Origin of the sequence: Rhizobium phaseoli (assembly GCF_010668805.1) — a bacterium.
Lineage (GTDB): Bacteria > Pseudomonadota > Alphaproteobacteria > Rhizobiales > Rhizobiaceae > Rhizobium > Rhizobium phaseoli_A.
Genome location: NZ_WUFT01000007.1, coordinates 222,501 through 248,024, shown reverse-complemented (window position 1 = coordinate 248,024; position 25,524 = coordinate 222,501). Strand labels below are relative to the sequence as shown.

The 25,524-nt window shown below is 57.4% G+C and carries 26 protein-coding genes and 1 tRNA gene; 20 read left to right on the top strand and 7 right to left on the bottom strand.

From position 1 onward, the window contains the following. The first annotated feature begins 13 nt into the window (after positions 1–13). From GR197_RS13295 to GR197_RS13240, 12 genes are read left to right on the top strand one after another with little or no spacing between them, the layout of a single operon-like run. Positions 14–1,030: an N-acetylneuraminate synthase family protein gene (locus tag GR197_RS13295; protein WP_164010127.1), complete on the top strand. Its 1,017-nt coding sequence runs from the start codon at positions 14–16 to the stop codon at positions 1,028–1,030. Next, positions 1,027–1,704, top strand: a complete 678-nt coding sequence (locus tag GR197_RS13290) for a cytidylyltransferase domain-containing protein (protein ID WP_164010125.1) — start codon at positions 1,027–1,029, stop codon at positions 1,702–1,704. The genes GR197_RS13295 and GR197_RS13290 overlap by 4 nt, the downstream gene beginning before the upstream one ends. Next, a complete protein-coding gene (locus tag GR197_RS13285; protein WP_164010123.1) occupies positions 1,686–2,654 on the top strand; it encodes a PseG/SpsG family protein in 969 nt (322 codons plus the stop codon). Before GR197_RS13290 ends, GR197_RS13285 begins: the two co-directional genes overlap by 19 nt. After that, positions 2,651–3,349 carry a WbqC family protein gene (locus GR197_RS13280; protein ID WP_164010253.1) on the top strand — a complete coding sequence of 233 codons (699 nt, stop codon included), beginning with the start codon at positions 2,651–2,653 and terminating at the stop codon, positions 3,347–3,349. The genes GR197_RS13285 and GR197_RS13280 overlap by 4 nt, the downstream gene beginning before the upstream one ends. Beyond that, positions 3,346–3,978 carry a PIG-L deacetylase family protein gene (locus GR197_RS13275; RefSeq protein WP_164010121.1) on the top strand — a complete coding sequence of 211 codons (633 nt, stop codon included), beginning with the start codon at positions 3,346–3,348 and terminating at the stop codon, positions 3,976–3,978. Before GR197_RS13280 ends, GR197_RS13275 begins: the two co-directional genes overlap by 4 nt. Beyond that, the gene (locus tag GR197_RS13270; protein ID WP_164010119.1) at positions 3,963–4,829 is read left to right on the top strand and encodes a hypothetical protein; all 867 of its coding nucleotides are present in this window, start codon (positions 3,963–3,965) and stop codon (positions 4,827–4,829) included. Before GR197_RS13275 ends, GR197_RS13270 begins: the two co-directional genes overlap by 16 nt. After that, positions 4,826–5,752 carry a methyltransferase, TIGR04325 family gene (locus GR197_RS13265; protein WP_164010117.1) on the top strand — a complete coding sequence of 309 codons (927 nt, stop codon included), beginning with the start codon at positions 4,826–4,828 and terminating at the stop codon, positions 5,750–5,752. The genes GR197_RS13270 and GR197_RS13265 overlap by 4 nt, the downstream gene beginning before the upstream one ends. Next, on the top strand, positions 5,743–6,621 hold the full coding sequence (locus tag GR197_RS13260) for a glycosyltransferase family 2 protein (protein ID WP_164010115.1): 879 nt from the start codon (positions 5,743–5,745) through the stop codon (positions 6,619–6,621). Before GR197_RS13265 ends, GR197_RS13260 begins: the two co-directional genes overlap by 10 nt. Further along, positions 6,618–7,625: a class I SAM-dependent methyltransferase gene (locus GR197_RS13255; protein ID WP_164010250.1), complete on the top strand. Its 1,008-nt coding sequence runs from the start codon at positions 6,618–6,620 to the stop codon at positions 7,623–7,625. The genes GR197_RS13260 and GR197_RS13255 overlap by 4 nt, the downstream gene beginning before the upstream one ends. A 10-nt stretch (positions 7,626–7,635) precedes the next feature. Then, complete coding sequence (locus GR197_RS13250) at positions 7,636–8,769, top strand: CgeB family protein (protein ID WP_164010113.1); 1,134 nt, start codon at positions 7,636–7,638, stop codon at positions 8,767–8,769. Between the two features lie 35 nt (positions 8,770–8,804). Then, complete coding sequence (locus GR197_RS13245) at positions 8,805–9,581, top strand: class I SAM-dependent methyltransferase (protein ID WP_348643278.1); 777 nt, start codon at positions 8,805–8,807, stop codon at positions 9,579–9,581. Continuing rightward, a complete protein-coding gene (locus GR197_RS13240; protein ID WP_164010109.1) occupies positions 9,578–10,549 on the top strand; it encodes a hypothetical protein in 972 nt (323 codons plus the stop codon). The genes GR197_RS13245 and GR197_RS13240 overlap by 4 nt, the downstream gene beginning before the upstream one ends. A gap of 39 nt (positions 10,550–10,588) precedes the next feature. Here GR197_RS13240 and rfbB read toward each other — a convergent pair whose 3' ends face one another. Continuing rightward, positions 10,589–11,644 carry a dTDP-glucose 4,6-dehydratase gene (gene rfbB, locus GR197_RS13235; RefSeq protein ID WP_164010107.1) on the bottom strand — a complete coding sequence of 352 codons (1,056 nt, stop codon included), beginning with the start codon at positions 11,642–11,644 and terminating at the stop codon, positions 10,589–10,591. Positions 11,645–11,825: 181 nt separating this feature from the next. On the opposite strand from rfbB, the gene gmd reads away from it, so the two are divergent. Continuing rightward, positions 11,826–12,887 (top strand): GDP-mannose 4,6-dehydratase, encoded by a 1,062-nt coding sequence (gmd, locus tag GR197_RS13230; protein WP_164010105.1) that lies wholly within the window; start codon positions 11,826–11,828, stop codon positions 12,885–12,887. Continuing rightward, positions 12,888–13,838 carry a GDP-L-fucose synthase gene (gene fcl / locus GR197_RS13225; RefSeq protein ID WP_164010103.1) on the top strand — a complete coding sequence of 317 codons (951 nt, stop codon included), beginning with the start codon at positions 12,888–12,890 and terminating at the stop codon, positions 13,836–13,838. Positions 13,839–14,192: 354 nt separating this feature from the next. Here the strand turns inward: fcl and GR197_RS13220 are convergent, their stop codons facing one another. From GR197_RS13220 to GR197_RS13205, 4 genes are all read right to left on the bottom strand, one after another. Further along, a complete protein-coding gene (locus tag GR197_RS13220; protein ID WP_164010101.1) occupies positions 14,193–14,936 on the bottom strand; it encodes a GntR family transcriptional regulator in 744 nt (247 codons plus the stop codon). Between the two features lie 166 nt (positions 14,937–15,102). Next, on the bottom strand, positions 15,103–16,233 hold the full coding sequence (locus GR197_RS13215; RefSeq protein ID WP_164010099.1) for a sugar phosphate isomerase/epimerase family protein: 1,131 nt from the start codon (positions 16,231–16,233) through the stop codon (positions 15,103–15,105). Between the two features lie 68 nt (positions 16,234–16,301). After that, entirely contained in the window at positions 16,302–17,177 is an 876-nt protein-coding gene (locus tag GR197_RS13210) for an amino acid ABC transporter permease (RefSeq protein ID WP_164010097.1), read from the bottom strand. Positions 17,178–17,182: 5 nt separating this feature from the next. Further along, positions 17,183–18,112, bottom strand: coding sequence for an ABC transporter substrate-binding protein (locus GR197_RS13205; protein ID WP_164010095.1), 930 nt, complete (start codon positions 18,110–18,112; stop codon positions 17,183–17,185). A 576-nt stretch (positions 18,113–18,688) separates the two neighbouring features. On the opposite strand from GR197_RS13205, the gene GR197_RS13200 reads away from it, so the two are divergent. The 6 genes from GR197_RS13200 to GR197_RS13175 are packed head-to-tail and all read left to right on the top strand — an operon-like array spanning position 18,689 to position 24,676. Continuing rightward, positions 18,689–19,801 (top strand): ABC transporter ATP-binding protein, encoded by a 1,113-nt coding sequence (locus tag GR197_RS13200; protein ID WP_164010093.1) that lies wholly within the window; start codon positions 18,689–18,691, stop codon positions 19,799–19,801. Between the two features lie 57 nt (positions 19,802–19,858). After that, positions 19,859–20,902: an ABC transporter substrate-binding protein gene (locus GR197_RS13195; protein WP_164010091.1), complete on the top strand. Its 1,044-nt coding sequence runs from the start codon at positions 19,859–19,861 to the stop codon at positions 20,900–20,902. Between the two features lie 10 nt (positions 20,903–20,912). After that, a complete protein-coding gene (locus tag GR197_RS13190; RefSeq protein WP_164010089.1) occupies positions 20,913–21,740 on the top strand; it encodes an ABC transporter permease in 828 nt (275 codons plus the stop codon). Beyond that, a complete protein-coding gene (locus GR197_RS13185; RefSeq protein ID WP_164010088.1) occupies positions 21,733–22,566 on the top strand; it encodes an ABC transporter permease in 834 nt (277 codons plus the stop codon). Before GR197_RS13190 ends, GR197_RS13185 begins: the two co-directional genes overlap by 8 nt. Before the next feature lie 33 nt (positions 22,567–22,599). Then, the gene (locus tag GR197_RS13180) at positions 22,600–24,024 is read left to right on the top strand and encodes a M24 family metallopeptidase (RefSeq protein ID WP_164010086.1); all 1,425 of its coding nucleotides are present in this window, start codon (positions 22,600–22,602) and stop codon (positions 24,022–24,024) included. 1 nt (position 24,025) lies between these two features. Then, positions 24,026–24,676 (top strand): flavin reductase family protein, encoded by a 651-nt coding sequence (locus tag GR197_RS13175; protein WP_164010084.1) that lies wholly within the window; start codon positions 24,026–24,028, stop codon positions 24,674–24,676. A gap of 147 nt (positions 24,677–24,823) precedes the next feature. Here GR197_RS13175 and GR197_RS31980 read toward each other — a convergent pair whose 3' ends face one another. Then, complete coding sequence (locus GR197_RS31980) at positions 24,824–25,198, bottom strand: DUF6538 domain-containing protein (protein ID WP_204330185.1); 375 nt, start codon at positions 25,196–25,198, stop codon at positions 24,824–24,826. Positions 25,199–25,353: 155 nt separating this feature from the next. After that, a tRNA-Gln gene (locus tag GR197_RS13165) sits at positions 25,354–25,427 on the bottom strand. Positions 25,428–25,524 lie beyond the last annotated feature (97 nt).

The following is a 25,524-nucleotide window of genomic DNA, read 5'->3' as shown; positions in this document are numbered from 1 at the left end:
TAGGGAGTAGCAAATGTTTCGCAACTATCGAAAAAATAGATGTTATATTATTGCTGAGATCGGGGGCAATTTCACAACTTTCGAACAGGCGAAGCGCTTGATTGAGGAAGCCAAGAAGGCCAACGTCGACGCTGTGAAGCTTCAGACATATCGAGCGTCAACTATTTCGAGCAAACACGCCATTTTCGATATGGAGAATACCGGAATAACGTCACAATTCGACCTCTTCCGCAAGTATGAGGTAGATGTTGAACTGCATGAAGCGGTGTTCCGGCATGCGGAAGGTCACGGTCTGGATTGGTTTTCCACACCCTCGCATGAAACGGATGTGGATCTCCTTGAGAAATGCGGAGTTGGTGCACACAAGGTTGGCTCGGACGACGCAGTGAACCTGCCTTTCTTGCGGTATTTGGCTAAGACTGGAAAGCCAATCATTCTTTCGACTGGTATGTGTACGATGGATGAGGTCAAGGAATCCGTCGCGGCCATTAAGGAGGCCGGCAACGAGACATTGATTCTATTGCACGCGATTACCAGTTACCCGACTCACGCCGAGAACGTAAATCTGGGCGCAATGCAAGCCATGATTCAGGCGTTCCCAGATCTCGATGTCGGATATTCCGACCACACACTGACGCCGATTGCCAGCCTCTGTGCTGCCGCCATGGGTGCGCGGGTGATCGAACGGCATTTCACTTATGATAAGAAGGCTGACGGCCCTGATCACATGCTGTCCGCCGATCCCGAAGAGATGAGGTGGCTGGTCGATGCTATCAGATCCTTCGAGGTCATGCGGGGGAGCGGTGTGAAAGAACCTGCCGCAAGTGAAGCAACGACTCGGATCAATAATCGGAAAAGTGTGATCTTGAGTAGAGCGATGAAGGCAGGTGACGTAATCACTGCTTCTGACATTGCGATCAAGAGACCTGGTTATGGCATCGCGCCGAAGGAATTCGGCCAGGTCATCGGACGCACGCTGCTAAGCGACATAGGAGAGGATGCTGTGTTGAAGTGGGATGATTTGCGGTGACGCTGGGGATCATTGTGCAGGCTCGGATGGGCTCGGCCCGTCTACCTGGTAAGGTGATGCGTTTACTGAATGGCAGGCCGCTGATCTCGCATGTTATTGACCGGCTTGTGATGCTGCGCAATGAAGCTGGAATCGTTGTCGCAACGGGACAAGGGCGGGAGAACGATGTTATTGAAGGCTGGTGCCTGGAAAACAATGTGAGTTGCTTTCGGGGTCAGGAAATTGATGTTCTCGACCGCTATTATCGGTGTGCGAAAAGCTACGGTTTTACGGATATCGTACGATTGACAGCCGACAACCCGTTTACAGATATCGCTGAGCTGGATCGCCTGATCGATCTTCATCGTAGCGGTAGTTACGATTATACCCACGCTTTCGGTCATCTACCGGTTGGTGTTGGCGCAGAGATATTCACATTCGAGGCTTTGGAACACAGCCATCGGGAAGGGCTGTTGCCGCATCATCGTGAGCATGTAAACGAATATTTCATCGATCGCCCAGAGCTCTTCAAGATTGGGCAGGTGAAGATTGCACCAGCAAAGACTGCCCCCAGCTTGCGGCTTACCGTCGACACCGAAGACGACTGGCGGCGAGCCGACATGCTCGCGACCAGGGCCACCGGCCCGTGGCTAAGTACTGAAGAGGCAATCGCCTTATGTTCGTCTTCTGCATAGAGAGTTCTCATTCCCGAGGCATGGGACATCTGTACCGATCACTAACCCTTGCCGAGGAACTAGGTCGACGAGGCCGTGATATCCATTTTCTCATCAATGATCATGAATCGACGCTAAACGTACTCAAATCCCGCGGTTTTGAATTCACTATTTATGATCTTAAGGCTCCTGGCGGTTCATGGGAGCGCGCATTTGTTGAAACGGTCAGGCCGCTTGAAGTATGGGTCGACGATCGCCTTGATACTACCCTTGCGCATGCAGAGGCGGTAGTAAGCGCTGGCGCAAGGCTTGTTACCTTCGACGATCGAGGCGACGGAGCTGAGTTGGCGGATATCAATATCAGCGCTCTTGTCTTTGACGAGATTGACCGACTTAAGGGGCGCGAGGTGAAGAGCGGTATTGAGTATATGATCCTCAATCCCGAAATTGAGCGATACCGGCGAGCGCGCAAGTCAGTGAGTTCGATTCTCGTCACGCTTGGAGGCGCAGACACCCATGGGGTTACGGTTCGTGTTGCCAACTGGCTGCAAAGCAAGCCGGTTGCTGTGACAGTCGTGACTGGCCCTGCTTTCCAGCATCGAGAAGACCTCCATGCGGTATTGTCGAAACCGGACGTAGCGAGCATTCAGCATCTTACCGGCGTTCCTTCGATGGCTCAGGAAATGAATAGGCATGATCTTGCTATAACTGGCGGGGGCTTAACGCCGTTCGAGGCTGCCGCAAGCGGATTGCCCTCGATTGTCATAGCGAATGAATTTTTCGAAATCCCGGTGGGACGCGCCTTGGAAGAGCTCGGTTTTTCCCGGTTCGCGGGCCACCATCGTTCCGTTGATTTTGACACGCTGTCGCTCGACCTACCTATCGAAATAATGAGCCAAACTGCATTACGTCGAACTAACCTGAATGGTAGCCACCGGATCGCAGATATTCTTGAGGCCTTGCTACGCTGATGCGGACAGTAGTTATTCACCAGCCTGACTTTGTGCCATATCTCGGCTTCTTTCAGCGCTTCATAAACGCTGATCTTTATGTTGCCCTCGATCACGTCTCTTTCGTCTACGGGAGCCGTGGCTGGACTCATAGAGATAAGATCAAGACGGCCCAAGGTGCCAAATGGATCAATGTCGGAATCCGGAAGCCGGATTATGGAGCGCCGATAAATACGGTAACGATGGGGGAAGATCGCACGTGGATCGAAAGAAATCTTTCGCTGTTGCGTGAGAACTACAGAGGATGCCATGGCTGGGGTGAAGTTTATTCGCGTATTGAGCAACTCATGCACGCTCGTTTCGAACTTATGTCAGACTTTAATCTCCACTTCCTCAACGGTATTTTGGAGATTTTAGACATAGACATGCCTATGGTCCGGTCGAGTTCGCTTCAGCCGAAAGGTAGTAAGAACGAATTGCTGATCGAACTCCTGCAGAAGGTTGAGGCAACCTCATATCTTTCTGGTCTTGGCGCTCGAGACTATATGCAGCCGCAGCTTTTTGAAGCTGTCGGGATTAATGTTATCTGGCAACATTTCGTCCATCCCGTCTATCCGCAGCCTTTCGGCGAATTCATGCCGTACCTCAGTATCCTCGACACACTGCTGAATTGTGGTATTGCAGGCACGCGTGACCTGCTCTGGAGTTGCAAATGAATATTCTCGCGATCGGTGCCCATTTTGACGACGTGGAACTAGGCTGTGGCGGTGCTTTGGCGCGTCACGCAGCGAACGGCGACACGGTTTATGTCTATGTTGCAACCGTATCCGGCTTTTCCAACCAGTATGATCAGTCCGTGCGCAGCAGCGAGGTCGCCAGAGCCGAAGCGGATGCTGCGATGGAAATTCTCGGCGTCCAGAAAATGTTTTGCGGCGAGTTCAAAACGCTGCAGATCGAATTCGTCGATCCGCTGAATATCGAGATCCTCAAGCTCGTGCAGGATCTTAAGATCGATATGGTCTACACCCACTGGGTCGGAGACATCCACCATGACCATCTGGCCTTGTCACGCGCATCGCTGCACAGCTGCCGCCACGTGCCTCGCCTGCTGATGTACCGCAGCAACTGGTATCATTCGACGGTGGATTTCAGAGGGAATTTCTACGTCGACATTACCTCCCATTGGGAGCAGAAGGAAAAGGCAATCCTCGCCCACGAATCCGAGATGGAGCGCACGGGCCGGAAATGGGTGAGCTTCTTCCGGAACGAAGCCGAAAATGCCGGACAGCGTATTGGTGTCAAATATGCCGAAGTGTTTGAGGTGGTGAAGTGGCTGCAGCCTTAAGAAAGGTTTTGACCTTCGGCTCCATGCTGCTCCCCTACGGTGTGTATGAGCTGAGGCGCAGGCTCAGTAATCGTCACAAATTCTCTGCCGATGTTGCGAGATCGCTGGCAGGAAATCGACAGCTTGCCGGTCGGCACGCGGGCCAACGCTGTTTCATTTTAGGAAATGGGCCGAGCGCCAAGGGCTTGGATCTGTCGCGGCTTCAAGGCGAAAACGTCGTCACCGTTTCCAACGGCTACTTGCATTCCGATTTCGACAAGTTCCAATCTCGCTATCACTGTGTTCCACAGGTTACCTACGGATTGATGACATCAGACGACGTAATCCGCTGGTTTGATGAGATGCATTCACATCTGGGCGCCGCGGAACTGTTCCTCAGTTCCACCGAAGCGGAGCTCGTTCGGAAACACAATCTGTTTGCAGGACGAACGGTTCGATATCTCGTGCTGGCCGACAGCTTCGACGATAGGAGATCGGCGGAAATCGTCGATATCTCTCGCCCGGTGGCGCGCGTCGAGTCGGTGCCGGTGATGGCCTTGATGATAGCGATGTATCTTGGTTTCAAAGAGATCGTCCTGCTCGGCGTTGACCATGATCATTTCCTGTCATCAAGCTACCAATACGCGTTCGACCTCAAGGTCCAAAAGGGCATGGACAGCACCGCGAATGCGGACGGCACCTTGAGAACGAACCGTCACGATGATTTTCAAACGCTGGCGCGGCTGTGGCGACAATATCGAGCCATCGCAAACATCGCGAAAGCGAATGGCATCCGTATCGTCAATTCCACACCCGGTGGGGCGTTGGACGAATTTGATCGACGGCCTTTCGAAGCCTGGTTTGAAGAATGAGACGGATTAATTTTTCGCTTCCGGGAATTCATTGTTTGCTTGAGGTGACGCGGGAATCGCCGCAAGCCCGCGAACAGGACGTTTTGAGCCAATTTCGGCGTCACAACGTCGTGTTCGACGGGCCTCACGACGATTGGCGCGCGGCCATGGCTGCTGCAGATGGATATGATGCGCCGGCTATTCTTGACAAAGTGGTTGACGCGACCCGCGCAGTTGTTCAGGGCCGTGCCGCATATGAGCGAGATACTGTCGTTTTCACGGACAGAAGCTATTCGCACCCGCTGCTTGCCTGGCTTCTCTATGCTGCATCCCGCTCCGATCTTCATTTGAGGGTGGTCGATTTTGGGGGTGCGTTAGGAAGTTCTTATTTTCAGCACCGCTCGGCATTGGCGCATCTTGCGGAATTGAAATGGTGCGTCGTCGAGCAGCCGCATTTTGTCAGCGCGGGTCGAACGGAATTTGAAGATGAGCGGTTGAGTTTTTCCGACAGTCTGGATGAGGCGATTGATCGTGTGAAGCCCAACGTCGTTCTGCTCTCCGGTGTTCTCCAATATCTTGAATATCCTTTCGAATATCTTGAAGGTCTTCTGTCGAAGGGCGTCAAGTTCATACTGATTGACAGGACGGCTGCGCAGTTCGATGTCGCAGCCGCGCCTTTCGTGCAGCATGTGCCCGCGTGGATCTACAGCGCCAGCTACCCGGTATGGTTCTTGAACGCGGATGAAATGCAGGACAGCTTTGCCAAGAATGGTTATGAGGTCCTAGATCGCTTCCAGCCGGCCGGTACATTTGGCTCAGTAACACCGCCGCCCTTGCAAGAACTGAAACGTTGGGGCATTGGCGTTACACCAGCGCATCAGCAGCACGAATGGCCGTATGTTGGCTGGTTTCTCGAGAAGCTGGAAATCTCGCAATGCGCGTGAACGTCATTATCCCTGTTTTCAATCGCCTTGAGCATACCCAAAAGGTGTTGGAAGCTCTGAGGAGCCAGACCGTCTGTGACGCCATGACGATTGTCATCGTCAACGACGGTTCGACCGATGGAACCGCAAAATACCTTCAATCGCAGAGCGACGTGACCGAAATCCGAGCCGACGGTAATCTCTGGTGGGGCGGCGCCATCGAGGAAGGGCTGAAACATGTGCTTCCCGCCTGCCAACCGGACGATTATGTCCTGTTTCTCAACAATGATACCTGGTTCGACGACAATTTTGTTGAAGCCCTGGTGCAGGCGTCCAAAGAAAACGGCGGAGCCGCGGTCGGAAGCGTCATCCATGAAGAGGGGCGGGATCCGCCTCTTGTCAGTATTGGGGCTAAGGTCAACATCAATCGGCTTGCCGTCTGGGATCTGCTTTCGGAATTGAGCGAAATGGAAAAGCGGTCACCCTGCAGCCAGTATCGCGTCGATGCATTGAGTGGTCGGGGAACGCTTTACCCCGCGCTCCTGTTTCGGAAGCATGGCAGTATGCGGCCGAACCTTCTGCCGCACTACATGGCTGACTACGAAATCGCCATGCGCTTCGCGCGTGCGGGAGTGCCTCTGGTTGTCAGCAGCAAGGCAATCGTCTATTCGCCTCCGGTATATGGCAACGACGCGTCCAGCCTTTCATGGCGAAAGCGGTTGTTTGGCAGGCGTTCGGCGCACAACGTGTTTCAGCGTCTTATTTTTTACTCGCTTGTCGGGTCACCGGTGCAACGCATGACAGCGCCGATCCGTATGGCGTATTTCTCCTGCAGCCGCGCGTTTTCAACGTGGAGGTCATTGGCGAAACGAAAGGAAGGAACGATATGAGCGGCGGCCAGCATGAGCAGTGCATAGCGTGCGGATCGAAAATGCGAACCTTTATCGAGCACATCAGCGATGATCGATACGGTTGCCCCGGCGTCTACTCGATAGACCGATGCGTTTCCTGCGGCCACATGTCGACTGCGCCACGGCTGACGGAAGAAGACCTGCCCGCGCTCTACAGCAATTATTATCCGCGCCGGGAGATCGACTTTAATGCGCTGGAAAAGGAGGCTGGCCTCGTCGAGAGACCTTTTGCCAGGCTCCGCCGGTGGATGGCTGGAACCGACAACCAGGGGCATTATCTTGCCAAGCCGGGGCAGAAGGTCCTGGATATCGGCTGTGGCTCCTGTCTCTCTCTTCTGGAGATGCAAAAGCTCGGCGTCGAATGCTGGGGCGTGGAGGCTGATCCGAACGTTCGTACAATTGCTGAAAAATATGCTTTGCGCGTCCATATCGGCAATATCTATGACGTGCCGTTCGCAGATCAGAATTTTGATCTTATCGTGCTGAACCAGGTCATCGAACATGTTCCCGATCCGCTTGCGATGCTCGAGGCTCTCAAGAATCGTCTGAACAGTGGCGGCCGTGTCATACTGGCTTTCCCGAATACCGGTTCCTTTCATCGCAAGGTCTGGAAGGAGCGCTGGATCAACTGGCACATTCCGTACCATCAGAACCATTTCAATCGAACGTCCTTTGCGCTGCTCGCGCAAAAATCCGGTTACGATGTCGCGCGCATCAGGACGATCACGCCCAATCTCTGGTCGGTGCTTCAGCTCAGGACCTCTCGGGAGCAGCGGCAGGAGGGCAGGGCGTCCGGTACATGGTCGGAAAGCGGCAGCTTCGAGAAGTCCCCGAGCTTCATTCGAAAGCTCCGCAATGTCACTGTGACGCGCGGCGCACGCCTTGCCGGCGCCATGATGGGCTTTGTGAACCGGGCTCTGGACGCAACGGGGCAGGGCGATAGTCTCCTGGTGGAACTACGGCTCTCCGCGACAAAGAACTAGGATCAGCGTCATGCGGATTGCCGTATTCGATACCTACTATTCCCGATTCCTGACGATGCATTATCGTCGCAATCGGGATTTGAGGTCGGCCTCTTCCCAAAAGCAGACGGACGCTCTGCTCGAGGCTGCGTTCGGCACATCCGATTTCTACTCGCGCCACCTGAAAGAGCTTGGCTGCGATGTCATCGATATCGTCGGCAATTGCGTTCCGCTCCAATCGGCCTGGGCGCGGGAGAACACCGAACCATTCAGCCCATGGGCAATGAAACTGCCACATCGGTTTTTCAGGTTGCCTTACATCGGCGCGCGCCTGGCAGCGCTCCCCGGCTTGCTGGAGGTCGCGATGGCGCGGGTTCGAGCATTCAAGCCGGATGTGCTGTATTGTCAGGATCTCAGCTTTTTTCCGCCTCATGCTCTGATGGAGCTGAAAAGGACGGTGCCGTTGATCGTCGGCCAGATCGCTTGTCCGCTGCCGCCGGACGGCTTTCTGCGGCCCTATGACCTCATTCTGACATCCTTCCCGCATTTCGTGCCCCGTTTTCATGAGATGGGCATAAAATCCGAATATTTCAGGATCGGCTTCGATACTCGGGTGCTCGAGATTCTCGGCGATGTCCCCCGTGATGTTCCGGTGAGTTTTGTCGGCGGCATCAGCCGTCATCATGGCAAGGCCATCCCGTTGCTCGAACATCTCGCCGATACCACGCCGATACAGTTCTTCGGCTACGGTGCGGCGACGCTTCCGCGCTCATCTCCCATTCGACAACGCCACAACGGCGAGGTCTGGGGTCCGGATATGTACCGCGCTCTGGCGCGCAGCCGGATCACCGTCAACCGGCATATCAATGTTGCTGAGACCAATGCCAACAACATGCGGCTTTACGAGGCGACCGGTGTCGGATCTCTGCTCATCACCGACCGCAAAGACAATCTCGGTGAGATTTTCGACGTGGGCAAGGAAGTGGTCGCCTATTCCAGTCCTGAGGAAGCCGCGGAACTCATCCGCTACTATATCGACCACCCGGACGAGGCTGACGCCATCGCGAAGGCCGGCCAGGCGAGGACGCTGAAGGATCACACCTACAAGTCGAGAATGAAAGAGCTGATGCCGATCCTCGAGAGACATCTGGAGAAACAGGGCTGATGTCATTTGTGCGTACGACTCTCAACCGCTTTCCGGTGTTGAAGAGCCAGCTGAAGCGGTTGCGTGAACAGCTGCTGCCCGCGGCATCGGTATCCTCCCATTATGTCGAGATCGATTCAGCGCGGCGAGACAGCGAAAGCTCGCGCCTTGCCGCATCTTGGAAAGCGAGTGATCTGCCTGCACGCCAGAGAGCGCTCGTCGAGCGCCAGTTGAAGGACTATCGCAGCGGCGCTTCGATCGATGTGTTCGATGTTTTTACCGCTGCGCTACGCAAGATCGACAATCTCCCGGCCGCCGGTTCATTGCTCGAAATCGGGTGCTCCAGCGGATATTACTCCGAGGTGCTTGAGGTAAATGGTCTGCCGTTGCGGTACCACGGCTGCGATTATTCCAATGCCTTCATCGACATGGCGCGCGGCATCTATCCGGCACTGCCGTTCGACGTGGAGGATGCAACGCGGCTCAGCTATCAGGACAATGTTTTTGATGTCGTGGTTTCGGGATGCTGCCTGCTGCATATTGCCGATTATGAAGCGGCGATCGCAGAAAGCGCCCGCGTCGCCAAAGAATACGTCATTTTTCACCGTACTCCCGTCGTCTATGGCGAACCGACCAAGTATTTCCGCAAGCAGGCCTATGGCGTCGAGACCATGGAAATCCATTTTTCCGAGCCGGAGCTATTGGACAGCTTTCGGGTTCACGGCCTGGAAGTGCAGGCCACCTTCACGCTGAACGAGAGCGCGGATCCGCGTGACAGTAGCAAGGGCAATGCAAACCGCACCTATTTGTGCAGGAAACAATCCCAGTCATGACGACCTACTTCTGTACCCTTTTCGACAGCGGCTATCTCATCAAGGGGATGGCCATGATGGAGAGCCTCGTCCAGTGGTGCCCGGACGCGCATATTTTTGTGCTCTGTATGGATCAGCAGGCGCAGGAGATATTGACCGCCTCCAAGAGGTCCTACATCAGCTGCATTCCGCTTGCCGACCTGGAGACGCCGGAACTCCTGGAAGCCAAGAAATCGCGTGGCGTCGCCGAATATTGCTGGACTTTATCTCCCTGCCTCCCGACCTTCGTGCTGCAGCATCACCCGGAAATCGATTTCATCACCTATCTCGACTCCGATCTGCTGTTCTATTCCCCGATCCAACCCATCCTCGATGAAATCGGCGACAATTCTATCGCAATTATCGAACATCGTTTTGCCCCGCGGCTGCAGGACAGAGAGGTGAACGGCCGCTTTTGCGTGGAATGGGTGAGTTTCCGACGCGACGAAGAGGGGATGCGCTGCCTGGACCGCTGGCGCGAGCAATGCATCGAATGGTGTTACTACCGCCTCGAAGACGGCAAAATGGGCGACCAGAAATATTTGGACGAATGGCCGGATCTCTATCCGAATTGCCATATCATCGAACATCCGGGCGCCGGCGTTGCTCCCTGGAATTACGAAAAAATGCATTTTACGCAGGATGCGTCCGGCCAGATCAAAGTCGACGGCTCACCTCTGATCTTCTATCACTTCCATCAGTTCCAGCTGTTAGCCAACGGTGAATTCAATCGACTGTCGACTTTCTACACCGCCGTATGCGAGGAACCGGTCGCTGCCTACGAGGCTTACGAGCGCGCGCTGATTCGGGCGCTGGATGCGATCAGGACGATTTCCCCCCGCTTTTCCGGCGGCCTTCGTCCTTTTCGTGCTGTGGCGATGCGCAGATGGGTGCAGCGTCATGTACCACTGCCAATCAAGCGGTTCCTGCACCATTTCATTCGGTATTGAGGTCACGCTCGCGGCGCGAGAGATCTCGCGCCCTCGAGCCTATTGGTATTGACGGTCGATCCATTGGCGGTAGTTGCCGCTGGTGACGTTTTCTATCCAGGCTTCGTTGGCAAGATACCATTCGACAGTCTTGCGAATGCCCGTATCGAACGTCTCGGTTGGACGCCAGTTCAGTTCCCGCTCGATTTTGGTCGCATCGATGGCGTAACGGCGATCATGGCCGGGGCGGTCACGCACGAAAGTGATCTGGGACTTGTAACTTGCCCGGTCGGGCCGGGGCCTCAATTCGTCGAGCATTTCGCAGAGCGTATTGACCACCGACAGGTTGGTCAGCTCGTTTCTGCCGCCGACATTATAGGTTTCCCCGACCTTTCCACTCTCCAGAACGCGTCGGATCGCGCTGCAATGGTCCTTGACGAACAGCCAGTCGCGGACCTGCATTCCATCCCCGTAGACCGGAATCGGTTTGCCCGAGAGGGCATTGTGGATGACCAGGGGAATAAGCTTCTCGGGAAAATGATAGGGGCCGTAGTTGTTCGAACAGTTTGTCGTCAGAACCGGCAGGCCATAGGTGTGATGATAGGCGCGAACCAGATGATCGCTGGCCGCCTTGCTCGCGGAATAGGGACTATTGGGCTCGTATTTGCGATCTTCGCTGAAGGCCGCTTCCGCGGGAGCAAGCGAACCGTAGACCTCGTCCGTCGATATATGAAGAAAACGAAAGCTTTGTCGGAATGCTTCATCCTGTGCGGCAATAAATCCGCGCGTAGCCTCCAGCAGACGGAAAGTGCCGACGATATTCGTCTGGATAAATTCCTCAGGGCCATGGATCGATCGGTCCACGTGACTTTCGGCCGCGAAATTCAGGATCGCACGGGGACGATGGGACCGGAGCAGTTCCGCAACCAGGTCGTAGTCCGCGATGCTGCCCTTGGCGAAGAGATGGCGCGGGTCGCTCCAGACGGAGGCGAGGTTCTCCAGATTGCCGGCATATGTCAGCACATCGAGGTTGACGATCGGCTCATCATGAAGCGCAAGCCAATCGAGCACGAAGTTCGCACCGATAAAACCAGCTCCCCCCGTCACCAAGATCATATTTTCCCCCTTGAAGTTCTGACAATTTGGAGAGTTTAGTCTCATTGTGCCAGCCCCACGTCAACCGAAGAGATCGGCGATGCTAATTTCGCCGGCCCGGCCGCGGTCACATGGGGGTTGCACTCGTTCGGCCGTTTCCATAAACACGACCCCAAGATTGTATCGAAAGACGATGTGAAAAATGACAAAAACCGCGCTGATTACTGGTGTGACCGGTCAGGATGGGGCCTATTTGGCTGAATTGCTTTTGAGCAAAGGCTATACGGTGCACGGTATCAAGCGCCGGTCATCGTCTTTTAATACAGGCCGCATCGAGCATATCTACCAGGATCCGCACGAGGAACATCCACGCTTCATTCTCCACTATGGCGATATGATCGACTCGACCAATCTGCTGCGGATCGTGCAGCAGACGCAGCCGGATGAAATCTACAATCTCGCCGCACAAAGCCATGTGGGTGTCAGCTTCGAAACGCCGGAATATACGGCGGATGCCGATGGTATCGGGACGTTGCGGCTGCTCGAAGCGATCCGTATCCTGGGGCTCGAGCAAAAGACCCGGTTCTACCAAGCATCGACATCGGAACTCTACGGTCTTGTGCAGGAAGTGCCGCAGAACGAGAAGACGCCGTTTTACCCGCGCTCTCCCTATGCCGCAGCCAAGCTCTATGCCTACTGGATCGTCGTGAATTATCGCGAGGCCTATGGCATGCACGCATCCAATGGCATTCTTTTCAATCACGAAAGCCCGCTTCGCGGCGAGACTTTCGTAACCCGCAAGATCACGATGGCCGTGGCTGCCATCCATCTGGGTCGGCAGGATAAGCTTTTCCTCGGCAACCTGGACGCCCAGCGTGACTGGGGCCATGCCCGTGAATATGTCGAGGGCATGTGGCGCATGCTGCAGCAGGACAAGCCGGATGACTACGTACTGGCGACCGGTGAGACGACGAGGGTCCGCCAGTTTGTCGAGTGGGCGTTTGCCGACGTCGGCATTGCTTTGGAATGGAAGGGCACCGGCGTTGACGAAAAGGGTTACGACTCTGCCTCTGGTGCGTGCCTTGTGGAAGTCGATCCTCGATATTTCCGCCCGACGGAAGTCGACCTTCTGCTGGGCGATCCGACCAAGGCCCGTCAGAAGCTGGGCTGGCAGCACAAGACCCCGGTTCGTGAGCTCGCCGCAGAAATGGTGCGCGAGGATGTCAAGCACGGGAAGGCTCTAAACAGCCGGAAAGAGAGCTGAGTGTACGACTTGTCCAACAAGAAGATCTGGGTTGCCGGTCATCGCGGTATGGTCGGCAGTGCTCTTGTGCGCAGGCTTCAATCCGAAGATTGCAATGTCATCACGGCCACGCGCCGTGAGGTCGATCTGACGCGGCAGGACGAGGTCAAGAAATTTGTTGAAGCAAACCGACCAGACGCGATCATTCTCGCTGCTGCCAAGGTTGGCGGTATCCTCGCCAATGACAGCTATCCCGCTGAATTTATTTATGACAATCTGATTATTGAAGCGAATATCTTCGAAGCCGCCCACCGGGGCGAAGTGGACCGGCTGCTCTTCCTCGGTTCAAGCTGCATTTATCCCAAGCTCGCTCCACAGCCGATTCCCGAAGAGGCACTATTGACCGGTGCGTTGGAGCCAACCAACGAATGGTACGCGATCGCCAAGATCGCCGGTATCAAGCTTGCGGAAGCCTATCGTAAGCAATACGGTCGCGACTATATCTCGGCCATGCCGACCAATTTATACGGCCCGGGCGATAATTTTGACCTGAATTCCAGCCATGTGCTGCCGGCACTCATCCGCAAGGCGCACGCTGCGAAACTTCGCAAAGACCCGCATATGGTGGTCTGGGGCACGGGAACACCGCGCCGCGAGTTTCTCCACGTCGACGACTGCGCCGACGCGCTGGTGTTTCTTCTGAACACATATTCGGGCGCGCAGCACGTCAATGTCGGCTCGGGAACAGATCTCGAAATTATCGAATTGACACGTTTGGTCTGCCGCGTTGTCGGTTACGAGGGAGAGATCATTCATGATCTTTCCAAGCCCGATGGCACGCCGCGAAAGTTGATGAGCAATCAGAAGCTGCAGGACATGGGCTGGAAGCCGCGCATCTCGCTTGAGGACGGCATCCGGGCCACTTACGCCTGGTTTCTGGAGTTCGAAAATAGATCGGATCCGGCCACCTGATATCAGGTCGGCGAGGACCAGCATTTCTCTATTTCGGCGTTGATGTTGTTCGCGATATAAAAATGTCGCCGGACCGGCAGTCCGTTTCTGTCAATTTCAAGCGTGGCTCGAACACGACAATCCACCCGGAAATCTTTGCCGCCTGGAGTCAACAAGTGCTTTTCAGTGAGATCGATTGGCTGGGGAACCTGTATTCTCATATGATTTCAATGACTTAGAAAAAAGACCCTGAAATTCCCTCTGTTTTCCAATCGCGAGCGACCGTGGATGCCACCTTTGTGCCCTGGCTTTGGGCCTCAGTCAACATGAGGACCCAGCGGCAATTATTTCCGCTGCTGACCTCGGTGGAGCAACTCAAGAAAAGTTCTCCAGCACTGCGAGGAACGTATGCCGATCGCCTTGTCCCTCGGTCAGCCGCACCCGGCCTTCGATGTCCGCAAGATGGTGATCCATCAGATCCTGTGCCTTGGTGAGATCCTTCGTCTTCAGCGCTGTAACGATCATACGATGGTGGTCCGCACCACAGTCGTCCTTGCGGTCTTCTTCGTAGAGCGACATGACGAGGGAGAGGCGGGCGACGATCTTGGAGAGCATTTCCGTCAGCACGGGGTTACCGGCAAGATCGGCGAGGACGATGTGGAACTTCCCTGACAGAACGGTCTTCGATTTCTCGTCACCGTGGTGATGGATATGCTCTTCCTCGTCCGTCAACCGTTCCAGCGCATCCAGTTCGTCGGATGTGGCGCGCAGGATGACGAGTTCGAGCAGCATCCGTTCCAGTTTCCGGCGCGCCTCGAACAGGTTCTTCGCTTGCTCGATGCTCGGTTCGGCGACGAAGGTGCCGCGGTTTTTCTTGCGTTCGAGAAGGTGGTCGCTTTCGAGCACGCCAAGCGCACCGCGAACGACAGTGCGGCTGACGCCGAAATGCTCGGCAATCGCTTCTTCGAGAATCTTGGTCCCCGGCTTGAGCGCGCCTTCGCCGATCGCCGCCGCCAAAGTGTTGCGGATGCGTTCGGACACGTCGTCGTTATCAACGGTGTCCGTCGCCCCGTTGGCGGTTGTGGACGGTTTCAGGCTTTGACGACGCGTCTTCTTCATCATTCGTCTCCGGGCTTGGCAGCCGCCGCCGGTTCACACCGGAAGTCGTGACATATCCGATATCGGTGCGCCGTAATTTTTTCCATAAGAATGTTTGTGCGCAACTCGATGTTTCCACCATAAGCTGATGATATCGGGCGGCCGAAGCCGCCGTCATTTCAGCCGATCAGGCCGCCTTCCTGTCCGCTGTTGCCGAATTCAGCGTAATGCCCTTGTCTTTGCAGATCGTCTCGATGTGACGTGCCGACTGCTTGATGAAGGCGATCGCTTCGTTGAAGCCGTAGGACTGGTGTTCGTAGGTGGGATAGCCGTACTGGCTGGCTTCATAGGCCTCCCAGTTCGGGACCTCGCCGGATGCAACGCGCTGTTCGTAGGCATCCACCAGCGCCATGTAAGCGTCGAGCTCCTCGGCTGTCAGGTCGCGATGGCCGGCGCGCCAGATGGGATCGTCGATCTGGATGCACTGGCGCGGGTTCGCCTTGCGCGGTTTGTCGGCGACGGAGGCCGCCACCTCCAGCGAGAGGTTGAGCGTGGGGTTTGTTTCGGCAAGGATCGGCAGGATCGTCTCGAAATCAACGATACCGCCGCCGACGGGGCGGGTCTGGAAGTCGAGACCGCCGGGCGCGCGGCCGACATAGGCATCCTTGATATGCGTCTGGCGGACGAAGGGGGCGAGGCGCTTGGCCGCAAAGACCGGATGCTCGGCGCGCTGCAGGCCATTTGCGGTGTCGAAGACGGCACCGACGCAATCCGCGCCGACCTTCTCGATCAGCCGCAGGATCTCGAAGGAAGTGATCTCGTCATGCGTCTCGATGTTCAGGTGCGCGCCATGCGCGCGGGCTACCGGCGCAAGCTTTTGCAGAACCTTCTCGATGCCGATGAGTTGGTCCTCCCAGGTGACGTCCGTCCGGAAGCGGTCGTTGGCGAGCCGGCCGCGATACTCCGATTTGAAGTTTCCGGGGGCGACCCAGAGTTCGAAGCAGCCAATGGCGGCGCTCGCCTCGATCATCCGCGTGAAGCCGGCGATGATGTCGCCATCACCGGCAGCTCTAAGCGCCGGTTCCTCGGCGCTGCAATAGGGATTGATCTTACCGACGCCGCTTTCGAGGTAGAGGCCAAGTTCGTCAGCCTTCGCCCTGATGTCGCGCAGTTCGCCCATGTCGAGCGTCAGGCTCATGTCCAGCGCCGTCGAGAAGAAAATGCCCGAAAGCCCGAGCTCCTTGACGTGGTCAAGGCTGGCGAGCGGGCCGCGCTTCTTCGATTCCGGCAGTTTGATATTGTCGATGCCAAGCTTCATGGTGTGCTCCTTGTCGTTTCCTGACAGCTCTCGCTTCTCTGGCGAGGCCCTTCGTTGTTGGTTGGCCCTCAGGCGCGTTTCGCGTCGCGGGACTTGTCGGCGTCGCTGCGGTATTTGGGCTGAAGGCTCTTTTCGAGATAGTGCTGGCCGATCGACGCCACCGTGGTGATCGCGAGGTACCAGATGGATGCGACGAACAGCAGTTCGATCACCAGGAAGTTGCGGGCGTAGATGACCTGCGCCTGCGTCAGCAGGTCCTGCATGCCGATGACGGAGACGATGGCGCTCGCCTTCAGCATGCCGATCGCCTGGTTGCCGGTTGGCGGGACGATGAGGCGTGCGGCCTGCGGCAGGATGATCGTCCGGAATGTCTGCCGTGGCTTCAGTCCGAGCGCCGTCGCCGCCTCCCGCTGTCCTCGGTCAATGGCAAGAAGGCCGCTGCGGATGATCTCCGACATGTTGGCGGCCTCATGCAGACCGAGAGCCAGGAAGCCTGCCAGTGCCGGAGTGACGAGATCGTTGATCGAGATGCTATAGTATCCCACCCCGACCTGCGGAATGAAGAGCGCGATATTGAACCAGAGGAAGATCTGCACGATCAGCGGCACGCCGCGAAACCACCAGACGAAGCCTGCGGCAATCGCCTTAAGAACAATGTTCGTCGATGTTGCCATGACGGCGAGAAGGCAGCCGAGGCCGATGCCAAAGACCATCGCGCCGGCCGTCAGTTCGAGCGTCAGAAACACGCCGCGCAGGATCGAGGGATGCACGAGATAGCGCGGAATCTCGGACCACTGCACGCTCTGGCTCTGCGCGACGGTGGCTGCGAGGAGCACCAGCGCGAGGATCGCGCTGGCACCGGTTGCGAACTGCCCCCACTTGATCGACCTGGAGGCCGGTGGCGGCAGGCTCATTGTCGTTGTCTGCGTGGTGAACAGTGCCATGAGCTTCACTCCGCGGGCATGCTGGCGGCGTCGTTGACCTTGACGGTCTTGACGGCGAGCGGGCCGAGGCTCCACTTCTTCATGATCGTCTCGTATGCGCCGCTGTCGACCATCTGCTGCAGGGCGGCGACGACGGTGTCGCGGAGCTCCGGATTGTCCTTCGCGGTCAGTATGCCGAGATAACCGACGGCGAGACGGATGTCGGGAAGCGCCTGCAGGCCCTTGCCGTTGCCGGTCTGGTGTTCGGTCGTGTAGACGCTGGTCGCGTAGCCGTTGACGGTGGCGTCGGCGCGCCCGGTGCGGACCGCCTGCAATACGTCGGGCATCTTCGGGATCGCCATGATGTCGATCGGCGTCTTGCACTTCGCGGAGGCGGCCTCAACCATCTTGCCCTGGAAGGTGCCGACCGGAACGGCGACCTTCTTGCCGCAGAGGTCCTCCATGCTCTTGATGCCAAGCGGGTTGTCCTTGATCGTCATGATCGTGGTGGCATCATACATGTAGTCGATCACATCGACCTGCTTTTCCAATTCGACATCGTCGTTGATGCCGGAGATCGTCATGTCGAAGCGCTTGGACAGGATCGCGGGAACGATGGCGGCGCCGGCGCCGACATCCGTCATCTGGACATTGAGCCCCAGGATGACCCCGAGGGCTGCGGCGAGATCGGCATCGATGCCGACAAGCTTGCCGTCGTCATCGTGGAAGCTGATCGGCGGCGTTAGATCCGTTGCGATCTTCAATACACCCGATGTCTTGATGGAAGCGGGAAGGCCATCCGCCAGCTTCTGGGTCAGCACCACGCCTGGGAGCTTGCTGACGTCAGCCGCTTCCATCTTCTCGGCCGCGCTCTCCGCTGCATGGGCCGAGAGTGACATGAGGATGACGAGGGCGGTTGCGGTGCCGGTCTTCAGAAGTGCCTGCACGTTTTTCATGGGATCCCCTTTTTCGATTTTGCTCTGCGTGAATTTTCAGGGAATACCCAAGCAATCACCGTGCCAGTTTTATCCTCAAGGCATCAAGTAATTGAATCTGATCGAATAAAATCTCCTCTGCATTTGTCCGAATAAAGTTTCGAAGATTATTTCGCACAACCGTTCGAAATAACAATGATTAAAAAATCATCCCTGCGTCGGTTTTCTGAGCGAAAACTGCCTGAAGTCTTGCCTTCGCCTTCATCCTTATCTTTTGCGTGCTGGCAGGCATCTGGCGAAATTGCTTGTTTCTCGCCGGATTCGCCAGGCGTTCGGTCTATAAATGGGCAGAATTCTGCACAACATCGAGCCTATTGGCAAAAGTTTAGACATATCAATATCCGGAATAAATGTCGTAAAATAATAATGAGAAAGTTTCGAAACTTTATAAATCATAAAAAGGGTCCCACAATCAGATACTTGAGTTTATCCCGCTTGCCAACCTCCGAATCTGGCACGTCCCTTGCAATTCCCTTTGCATGAACATGCTCCGGTGTTGGAGCGCTCTTCGCTACCACGCAAGATCAGGGAAGCCACATGCTGGACATCGCAAAGACGACCGATCGCAAGCGGCTCAGTGTTGGGGGCGTTACCCATAGCTATGGCGGGCAGAATGCCGTCAGCGACATTTCCTTCGACATCGAGGCCGGTGAGATCGTCGCGCTTCTGGGGCCGAGCGGCTGCGGTAAGTCCACGGTGCTGAGGGCCATCGCTGGCCTCATCCAGCCGAAGGCGGGCAGGATCGTGCTCGGCGACGACGATCTTGCCGATGTCTCGGCCCGCGCCCGCGGGATCGGCATGGTATTCCAGAACTATGCGCTTTTCCCGCATCTGACCGTCTCTGAAAACATCGCCTATCCGCTTGCCTGCCAGAAGGTGCCGCGCGCTGAACGAAAGGCGCGCGTTTCGGAGATGCTGTCGCTCGTCCGGCTTGAAGGTTACGGCAACCGCCTGCCGCGCGAACTCTCCGGCGGTCAGCAGCAGCGTGTCGCCGTCGCCCGCGCCATTGCAGGGCGGCCTTCTCTCCTGCTCCTCGACGAGCCCTTCGGCGCGCTCGACCGGGCACTGCGCTTCGACCTTCAGGTGGAACTCCTCCATCTCCAGAAGACGCTTGGCATCACCACCCTGATCGTCACCCATGATCAGGAAGAGGCCCAGAGCCTTGCCAGCCGGCTGGTGCTGATGAACAAGGGTAATGTCGAGCAGATCGACACGCCGATGGGCGTCTATGACAGGCCGAAAACCCTGTTCGTCAACACCTTCATCGGACAGACCAACGTTCTTCATGGAACAGTTGCCGAGCTTGGCGAAGACAGCACTGTGATCGCCCTGAAGAACGGCGAAAGCCTCGTCTTGCCGCGCCGTCTGAGCTTCACAACGGGCTCGGATGTCACCATCACGTTCCGGCCCGAAGAGGTTCGTTTAATGACGCAGCCGGGTGTGAACGCGCTTGCCGCGCGCATCACCGTTTCCGTGCCGCTCGGACCAACGCTTATCCACGATCTCGTCCTCGACGACGGCACGGGCCTGCGCGTCTCCGAGGTTCGCGGTCCTGGCACAGCCATTCCTGATATCGGCGCACAACTTTTCGCAGAGATCGACACCCGCAGGTGTCACGTATTTCCGGCTGAACCGGAAAGCATCCAGTGAATGAACCCCGTTGAATGCCCCCGTGAATGAACAAAGACAACCAACAGAGGTGACAGCATGAACGACTTCAAAATGACCCGCCGCCATTTCGGCCTTCTCGCTGCCGGCGTCGCCGCAGCCTCCGCAGTGCCCTTCGCTGCCCGTGCGGCAGCAGGCGAAACCGCGATCGCCGCGACCTTTCCGGGCAACTGGGAAGACGGCTATCGCAGCGTTCTCGCCCCGCTCGTCAAGGAAGCCGGCTACGGCCTGACGATCGCCCCCTCCATGGCGCAGGACCAGCTCGCCAAGGTCATGGCAAGCCCCGGCAACCCTCCCTACGACACGCTGCTGATGTCGCCGGGCCAGATGGCGGTCGCCATCGACAACGACATCATCCAGAAGATCGACCCGAGCCGCCTGGAGAACTGGGGCATGCTCGATCCGGCCTTCCAGGGTGAATACGGTCCGACCGTGACGATCGAAGTCAATGGCATCGCCTACAACCCCGATCTCGTTCCGCGCCCGAAGGGCTACCGCGATCTGTTTGAAAACCCGGCCTATAGCGGCCTCGTCTCCTGGACCGGCTTCGGCTCGAACACCGCCGTCATGGCCTATACGGAGATGGCGAAGATCTTCGGCTCCGGCCCCAACGACATGGAAGCCGTCTTCAAGGTGTTCAAGGAGCATCCAGAACAGTTGAAGGGCGTGGTCGACAGTACCAACCACCAGATGACGCTGTTCCAGCAGGGCGAAATCGCCGTGTTCATGTGCTCGACGGGCAATGTCGCCCGCTTGAAGTCGATGGGTCTCAAGGCTGAGTATGTCGCGCCGGAGACCGGTGCGCCGGCGGCTCCGGTCAACATCCACCTGACCAAGGGCGCAAAGAACCTCGATGCGGCCTACGCCTATATGGATGCCGCCATCTCCAAGGCTGCCCAGGACAAGCTGAAGCTGCCCCCGACCGAAATGTTCCCGACCAACAAGGATGTCGCGCTCACGCCCGAGATCAAGGCCTATGTGACGCGCGAGCAGCTCGGCAACATGGTCTATCCGGACTGGGTCGCCATCAACAAGAACCGCGCCGACTGGATCCGCCAGTTCGACGCTCTCGTCGCAGGCTGAGGAGAGCACGATGAAGGCGGGCGGTTTTCCATACGTTATCCCGATGCTGTTGCTGTCGGTGGCGTTCTTTGCGACGCCGCTCGCCGTTCTCGTCGGTTTCAGCTTCACAGGCCCGGGCGGGGCGACGCTGGCCAACTACTTCAGGTTCTTCGGGGACGCGTTCAATTTTCGCGTCCTGCTCAACACGGCACGGCTCGGTCTATTAACCGTTGCCGCCACCACGCTGCTCGGCGTACCGATCGCGCTGCTCTACTGGCACAGCGGCAAGACCGCGCGCCAGGTCATCATTTTCCTGACGCTCATTCCAATGTTGACCAGCAACGTGGTGCGGACCTTTGCCTGGATCGTCATTCTCGGGCGGCAGGGGCCGATCAGCGAGGCGTTGCTCGGGCTTGGTTTGATCGGCCGGCCGATGACCCTGATGTTCACCGAACTCGGTCTCGTCATGGCCATGTGCCAGATCGACCTTCCGCTGATCATCCTGCCGCTGGTCGCGATCCTGTCGCGCACGCCGATTCAATATACTGAAGCGGCGCAGGTTTCCGGTGCCGGTCCCTGGCGGATCTTCGTGACCGTACTCATCCCACTGATGCTGCCGGGTTTGCTGGCCGGCTGGATCCTCGTGTTTGCTAGCACCAGTAGTTCCTTCGTCACGCAGGCCGTCATCGGCGGCGCGCGCAACGTCTATGTTCCGCAACTGATCTATCGCGAGGTCGGTACCTTGTTCGACTGGCCGCTGGCATCGGCGATCGCCGTCGTGTTGCTGCTCTCCACCGGTTGCCTGCTCGTTGCAATGACCATGATTTCCCGTCACAGGAGGCTTGTCGGCCATGGCTAATCCCAAGCTTAATCAAAGGCGCGAAAATCCCATCCCCGGCCTGCTCTACAAGCTCTTCGTCTTCGGTTTCGGCACCTTCGCCGTGATCTATCTCGTCGCGCCGATCGTCATCGCCCTGACAATGTCCTTCACCTCGGGCCAGACGCTCAAATACCCGCCCGAAGGCTTCTCGCTTCGCTGGTACGAGGCGCTCCTCGATCCCGTCCGCTCGGCGACGGAACATGCGGCTGCCTTCAATTCCTTGAAGATCGCAGGCCTTGCGGTTCTGGGTTCGCTTCTCTTTGCAGTGCCCGCCACGATCGGCATGAGCCGGATGCGCAAGGGCACGGTCGGTGCGATCGAACCGCTGCTGCTGTCGCCGCTCGTCCTGCCGAGCCTCGTGTACGGTCTGGCGGCCCTGATCGTCGCCAACTTCGTCGGGTTCCAGCCGTCGCTCTGGCTCACCGTGACCGGCCATGTCGTCGTCTTCGGGCCACTGATGTACCGCGCCGCCTCCGTCGTCGCGCAGGGCCTCAATCCCTCGCTCGCCGAGGCATCGACCGTGATGGGCGCATCCTGGTTCACCACGCTTCGCCGGGTGACGCTGCCGCTGCTGATGCCCGGCATTCTCGCCGGCGCGTTTCTGGTGTTCATCCAGTCGCTGGACAACGTCTCGATCTCGCTCTTCCTCGCCGATGCCGAAACGACAGTCCTGCCGCTCCGGATGTTCGCGTTGATCGAGGAATCGCTCGACGTCCGCGTCGCTGCGATATCAGGCATCCTCATCGGCTTGACCCTGATCGTCATGCTCGTCGCCCGGCGCGTTCTCGCGCCGCGCCAGGCCTGACCAAACTCAAGAATAATCTGGAAGGAAACACTCATGCCCACTCGTGCAATCCAGTCAGGCTCGTACCGTGTCGGCTCGCTGCTGGCCGATTTCCAGCCGGACTTCGATTTCGATGCGCCCCTGCCGCTGCCGGTCGAGGAGTTCGAGGACCGCCTGCGCCGCATCCGCCGTCAGGCCGTGGAGGCAGGGCATGATGCGCTGATCGTCCACACTGGCGGCGTCGGCTGGTTCCACACATCGAATCACTACCTGCGCTACATCTGCGACTGGATGCGCGAGGGCGTTCTGATCATCCCGTCTGACAGCGACAAGCCGCTGACGCTGCTTTCCTTCTTCACACAGTCTGTGCTCCTGCCGCCGGGCGGCGAGCCGGTGCTGGTCGAGGACATCTGGCAGATCGGCCCGATCGGCCGTGAATATGCCGACCGTCCTGGCGACAGCGTCGTCAAGACCGCCGAGAAATGCGCCCAACTCTTGGCCGCTATGGGGCTCGCGAAGACTCAGATCGGTCGCATCGGCGACCGGACGTCGCTGACCTTCTGGGCGGCGCTTGACGAATTCATGCCGAAGACCAAGTTCGTTGCCGACAATGCCATTCTCGACCGGATGCAGAAGGTCCGCTCGCCGCGCGAGATCACCATGTTCCGCGCTGCCGCCCAGCTCATCAGCATTGCCACCCAAGCGGCCTATCACGTCGCCAAGCCCGGCGTCACGGACCATGAAATCTACGCAGCCTTCACCCAGGCGCAGCTTTCCTATGGCGGCGAGACCGGAGATGGTTACCAGATCGGCATCAACGAGTTCGGCACCCACTGCGGCAAGCCCTACGGCCACGTCGTTCGGCCCGGCGACCTGATCAATCTCTATGTCTCCAACGTCACCTATCGCGGCTACACCGCCCAGACCGCGCGCATGATAGCGATCGGCGGAATCAACAAGCGGCAGGAGGAGGTGCTTGATGCCTGCACCGAGGGCGTCAAGCGCGCCGAGAAGCTGATCCGCCCCGGCGCCCTGATGCGCGACGTCAACAATGCGGCCTTCGTGCCGATGATCGAGCGCGGCATGCTGGCCTCGCCCGAAGCGCGCACCATGCCCTACAACTGGGCCCCGATGGAAGACGGCAGCGCCCGCCTCATTCCGCGCCAATACGTGAAGAACATCGACTGGGAGGCGCAGGGTCGCAAACTCATGCACCTTTACCCGGCGATCCACGGGCCGCATAACCCCAATCTCGGCCATTCGGTCGGCATGGCCGGCGGGCAGAACAGCTTCAACATCTCCTCCCACAATTACGACCGGATGGAAGAAGGAATGGTCTTCGTACTCCATACGCAATGGCTGGAGCCTCTGTCGGCCGGCTGTAATGTCGGCGACATGTATGTCGTCACCAAGGATGGGTTCGAGAACCTGTCCCGCCACACCCCGCTTGAAACCCACCGCATCGCTGCCGAGGCCTGATATGTACGATCACACCCATTTCGATTTCTCCCGCCTCAACGAACGCGAGCGCTACAAGATTCTGATCGGCACCGTGATCCCGCGCCCGATCGCGCTGGTAACGACCGTAAGCAAGGACGGCCAGCCGAACGCCGGGCCCTTCAGCTTCTTCAACGTCCTGACACATGATCCTGCCATCGTCGCTATCGGCGTGGAGAACTATGCCGACATGCGCTTCAAGGATACCGCCCGCAACATTCGCGAGACCGGTGAGTTCACCGTCCACATTTGCGACAATGCGCTCGTCGAGCAGATGGAAGTCTGCGCTATCAAGTTCGGTCCCGAGGTCGACGAGATGGAGGAGGCCGGCCTCGCAACCGTTCCTGGACAGATGGTCTGCAGTCCGCGAATCCTTGCAGCCCCTGCAGCCTTGGAATGCCGTCGCCACACGACGCTGCAGGTCGGACCGGCTCGCGAGATCATTCTCGGCGAGGTCGTGGGCGTCTTCGTTCGCAGCGACGCGGTCAATGCGTCGAACCTGCATATTGACCAGCAGATGATGGACGCCGTCGGTCGAATGGGTGGCCATACCTATAGCAGGACGCGCGACCAGTTCGATATCAAGACGCTGACGCCGCAGGAGTGGGAAGGCCGGAAGGCGGCGGCCGAGTGAACCACGGCCAAACAAGGACGCCTCCAGATAAGGAACTGGGTCCCCAGCCAGCTTTCGTGCGCCAATGGCTGGCGCTTTTGGATCCTGACAGATCACAGAGCAGCGCGCCTTTATTTGTCGGTAACTAACTGTAAAGTTATGACATTTTCATGTGTATTGCCGGCCATAAGGTTCTGCTTCGAGATCGAGTTCCATCTCGGCGACGTGCCCAGCGCGGCCGTCCCGCTTGGCAATCAAGCTGATGTCCTCGAGCTTCTCAAGCATCCCGTCAGGGAGATGCTCGAACAATTTTTGAAGCAATTCCCTGTCGCCCATCAGGTCCTTCGGTCTCAATTTCATTTCGGCGAGCCGCATGTTGAGCTGCCGGGCAATGATCCTCGCCTTCTTATGATCGGAACACTGAAGACTGAGTGAAAGGCGGCTTCCTGACTTGCAGTTCAGGAAGCACGTGGGGACGCGTGCTCGCCAATAGAAGATGTTTCCGCGGCGGATAAGATTCTCGACTTCGTGGCGGATCGCCATGATGCAGACGGCCTTCGCTGGCCCGAGATGATTCCGGTTTCAATACCGTGGGCATCACCTGTGGGCTACAGTTCCGGGCATCAGGTCGCCAATGATGCCAAAACGATATCCAGCACGACTGGAAAATCAAGGATTTAGAGGGTTTTAGGGAGAATTGGCTGGGGAACCTGGACTCGAACCAAGATTAACGGAGTCAGAGTCCGTCGTTCTACCATTGAACTATTCCCCAGCAGTTGCCGCCGAAGCATGGCTTGGCTGCTGTGCGGCGCTTATAACCAAAAGCCGGGGGATTGCAAATACCCGTTTTGAAAAAAATCGGTGTTCCC

Excerpts from the sequence above, each read along its gene's own strand:
- GR197_RS13295 (WP_164010127.1), top strand. The coding sequence starts at position 14 with ATGTTTCGCAACTATCGAAAAAATAGATGTTATATTATTGCTGAGATC.
- GR197_RS13285 (WP_164010123.1), top strand. The coding sequence starts at position 1,686 with ATGTTCGTCTTCTGCATAGAGAGTTCTCATTCCCGAGGCATGGGACAT.
- GR197_RS13275 (WP_164010121.1), top strand. The coding sequence starts at position 3,346 with ATGAATATTCTCGCGATCGGTGCCCATTTTGACGACGTGGAACTAGGC.
- GR197_RS13265 (WP_164010117.1), top strand. The coding sequence starts at position 4,826 with ATGAGACGGATTAATTTTTCGCTTCCGGGAATTCATTGTTTGCTTGAG.
- GR197_RS13260 (WP_164010115.1), top strand. The coding sequence starts at position 5,743 with ATGCGCGTGAACGTCATTATCCCTGTTTTCAATCGCCTTGAGCATACC.
- GR197_RS13255 (WP_164010250.1), top strand. The coding sequence starts at position 6,618 with ATGAGCGGCGGCCAGCATGAGCAGTGCATAGCGTGCGGATCGAAAATG.
- GR197_RS13250 (WP_164010113.1), top strand. The coding sequence starts at position 7,636 with ATGCGGATTGCCGTATTCGATACCTACTATTCCCGATTCCTGACGATG.
- GR197_RS13240 (WP_164010109.1), top strand. The coding sequence starts at position 9,578 with ATGACGACCTACTTCTGTACCCTTTTCGACAGCGGCTATCTCATCAAG.
- rfbB (WP_164010107.1), bottom strand. The coding sequence starts at position 11,644 with ATGATCTTGGTGACGGGGGGAGCTGGTTTTATCGGTGCGAACTTCGTG.
- gmd (WP_164010105.1), top strand. The coding sequence starts at position 11,826 with ATGACAAAAACCGCGCTGATTACTGGTGTGACCGGTCAGGATGGGGCC.
- GR197_RS13220 (WP_164010101.1), bottom strand. The coding sequence starts at position 14,936 with ATGAAGAAGACGCGTCGTCAAAGCCTGAAACCGTCCACAACCGCCAAC.
- GR197_RS13215 (WP_164010099.1), bottom strand. The coding sequence starts at position 16,233 with ATGAAGCTTGGCATCGACAATATCAAACTGCCGGAATCGAAGAAGCGC.
- GR197_RS13210 (WP_164010097.1), bottom strand. The coding sequence starts at position 17,177 with ATGGCACTGTTCACCACGCAGACAACGACAATGAGCCTGCCGCCACCG.
- GR197_RS13205 (WP_164010095.1), bottom strand. The coding sequence starts at position 18,112 with ATGAAAAACGTGCAGGCACTTCTGAAGACCGGCACCGCAACCGCCCTC.
- GR197_RS13200 (WP_164010093.1), top strand. The coding sequence starts at position 18,689 with ATGCTGGACATCGCAAAGACGACCGATCGCAAGCGGCTCAGTGTTGGG.
- GR197_RS13195 (WP_164010091.1), top strand. The coding sequence starts at position 19,859 with ATGAACGACTTCAAAATGACCCGCCGCCATTTCGGCCTTCTCGCTGCC.
- GR197_RS13190 (WP_164010089.1), top strand. The coding sequence starts at position 20,913 with ATGAAGGCGGGCGGTTTTCCATACGTTATCCCGATGCTGTTGCTGTCG.
- GR197_RS13185 (WP_164010088.1), top strand. The coding sequence starts at position 21,733 with ATGGCTAATCCCAAGCTTAATCAAAGGCGCGAAAATCCCATCCCCGGC.
- GR197_RS13180 (WP_164010086.1), top strand. The coding sequence starts at position 22,600 with ATGCCCACTCGTGCAATCCAGTCAGGCTCGTACCGTGTCGGCTCGCTG.
- GR197_RS13175 (WP_164010084.1), top strand. The coding sequence starts at position 24,026 with ATGTACGATCACACCCATTTCGATTTCTCCCGCCTCAACGAACGCGAG.
- GR197_RS31980 (WP_204330185.1), bottom strand. The coding sequence starts at position 25,198 with ATGGCGATCCGCCACGAAGTCGAGAATCTTATCCGCCGCGGAAACATC.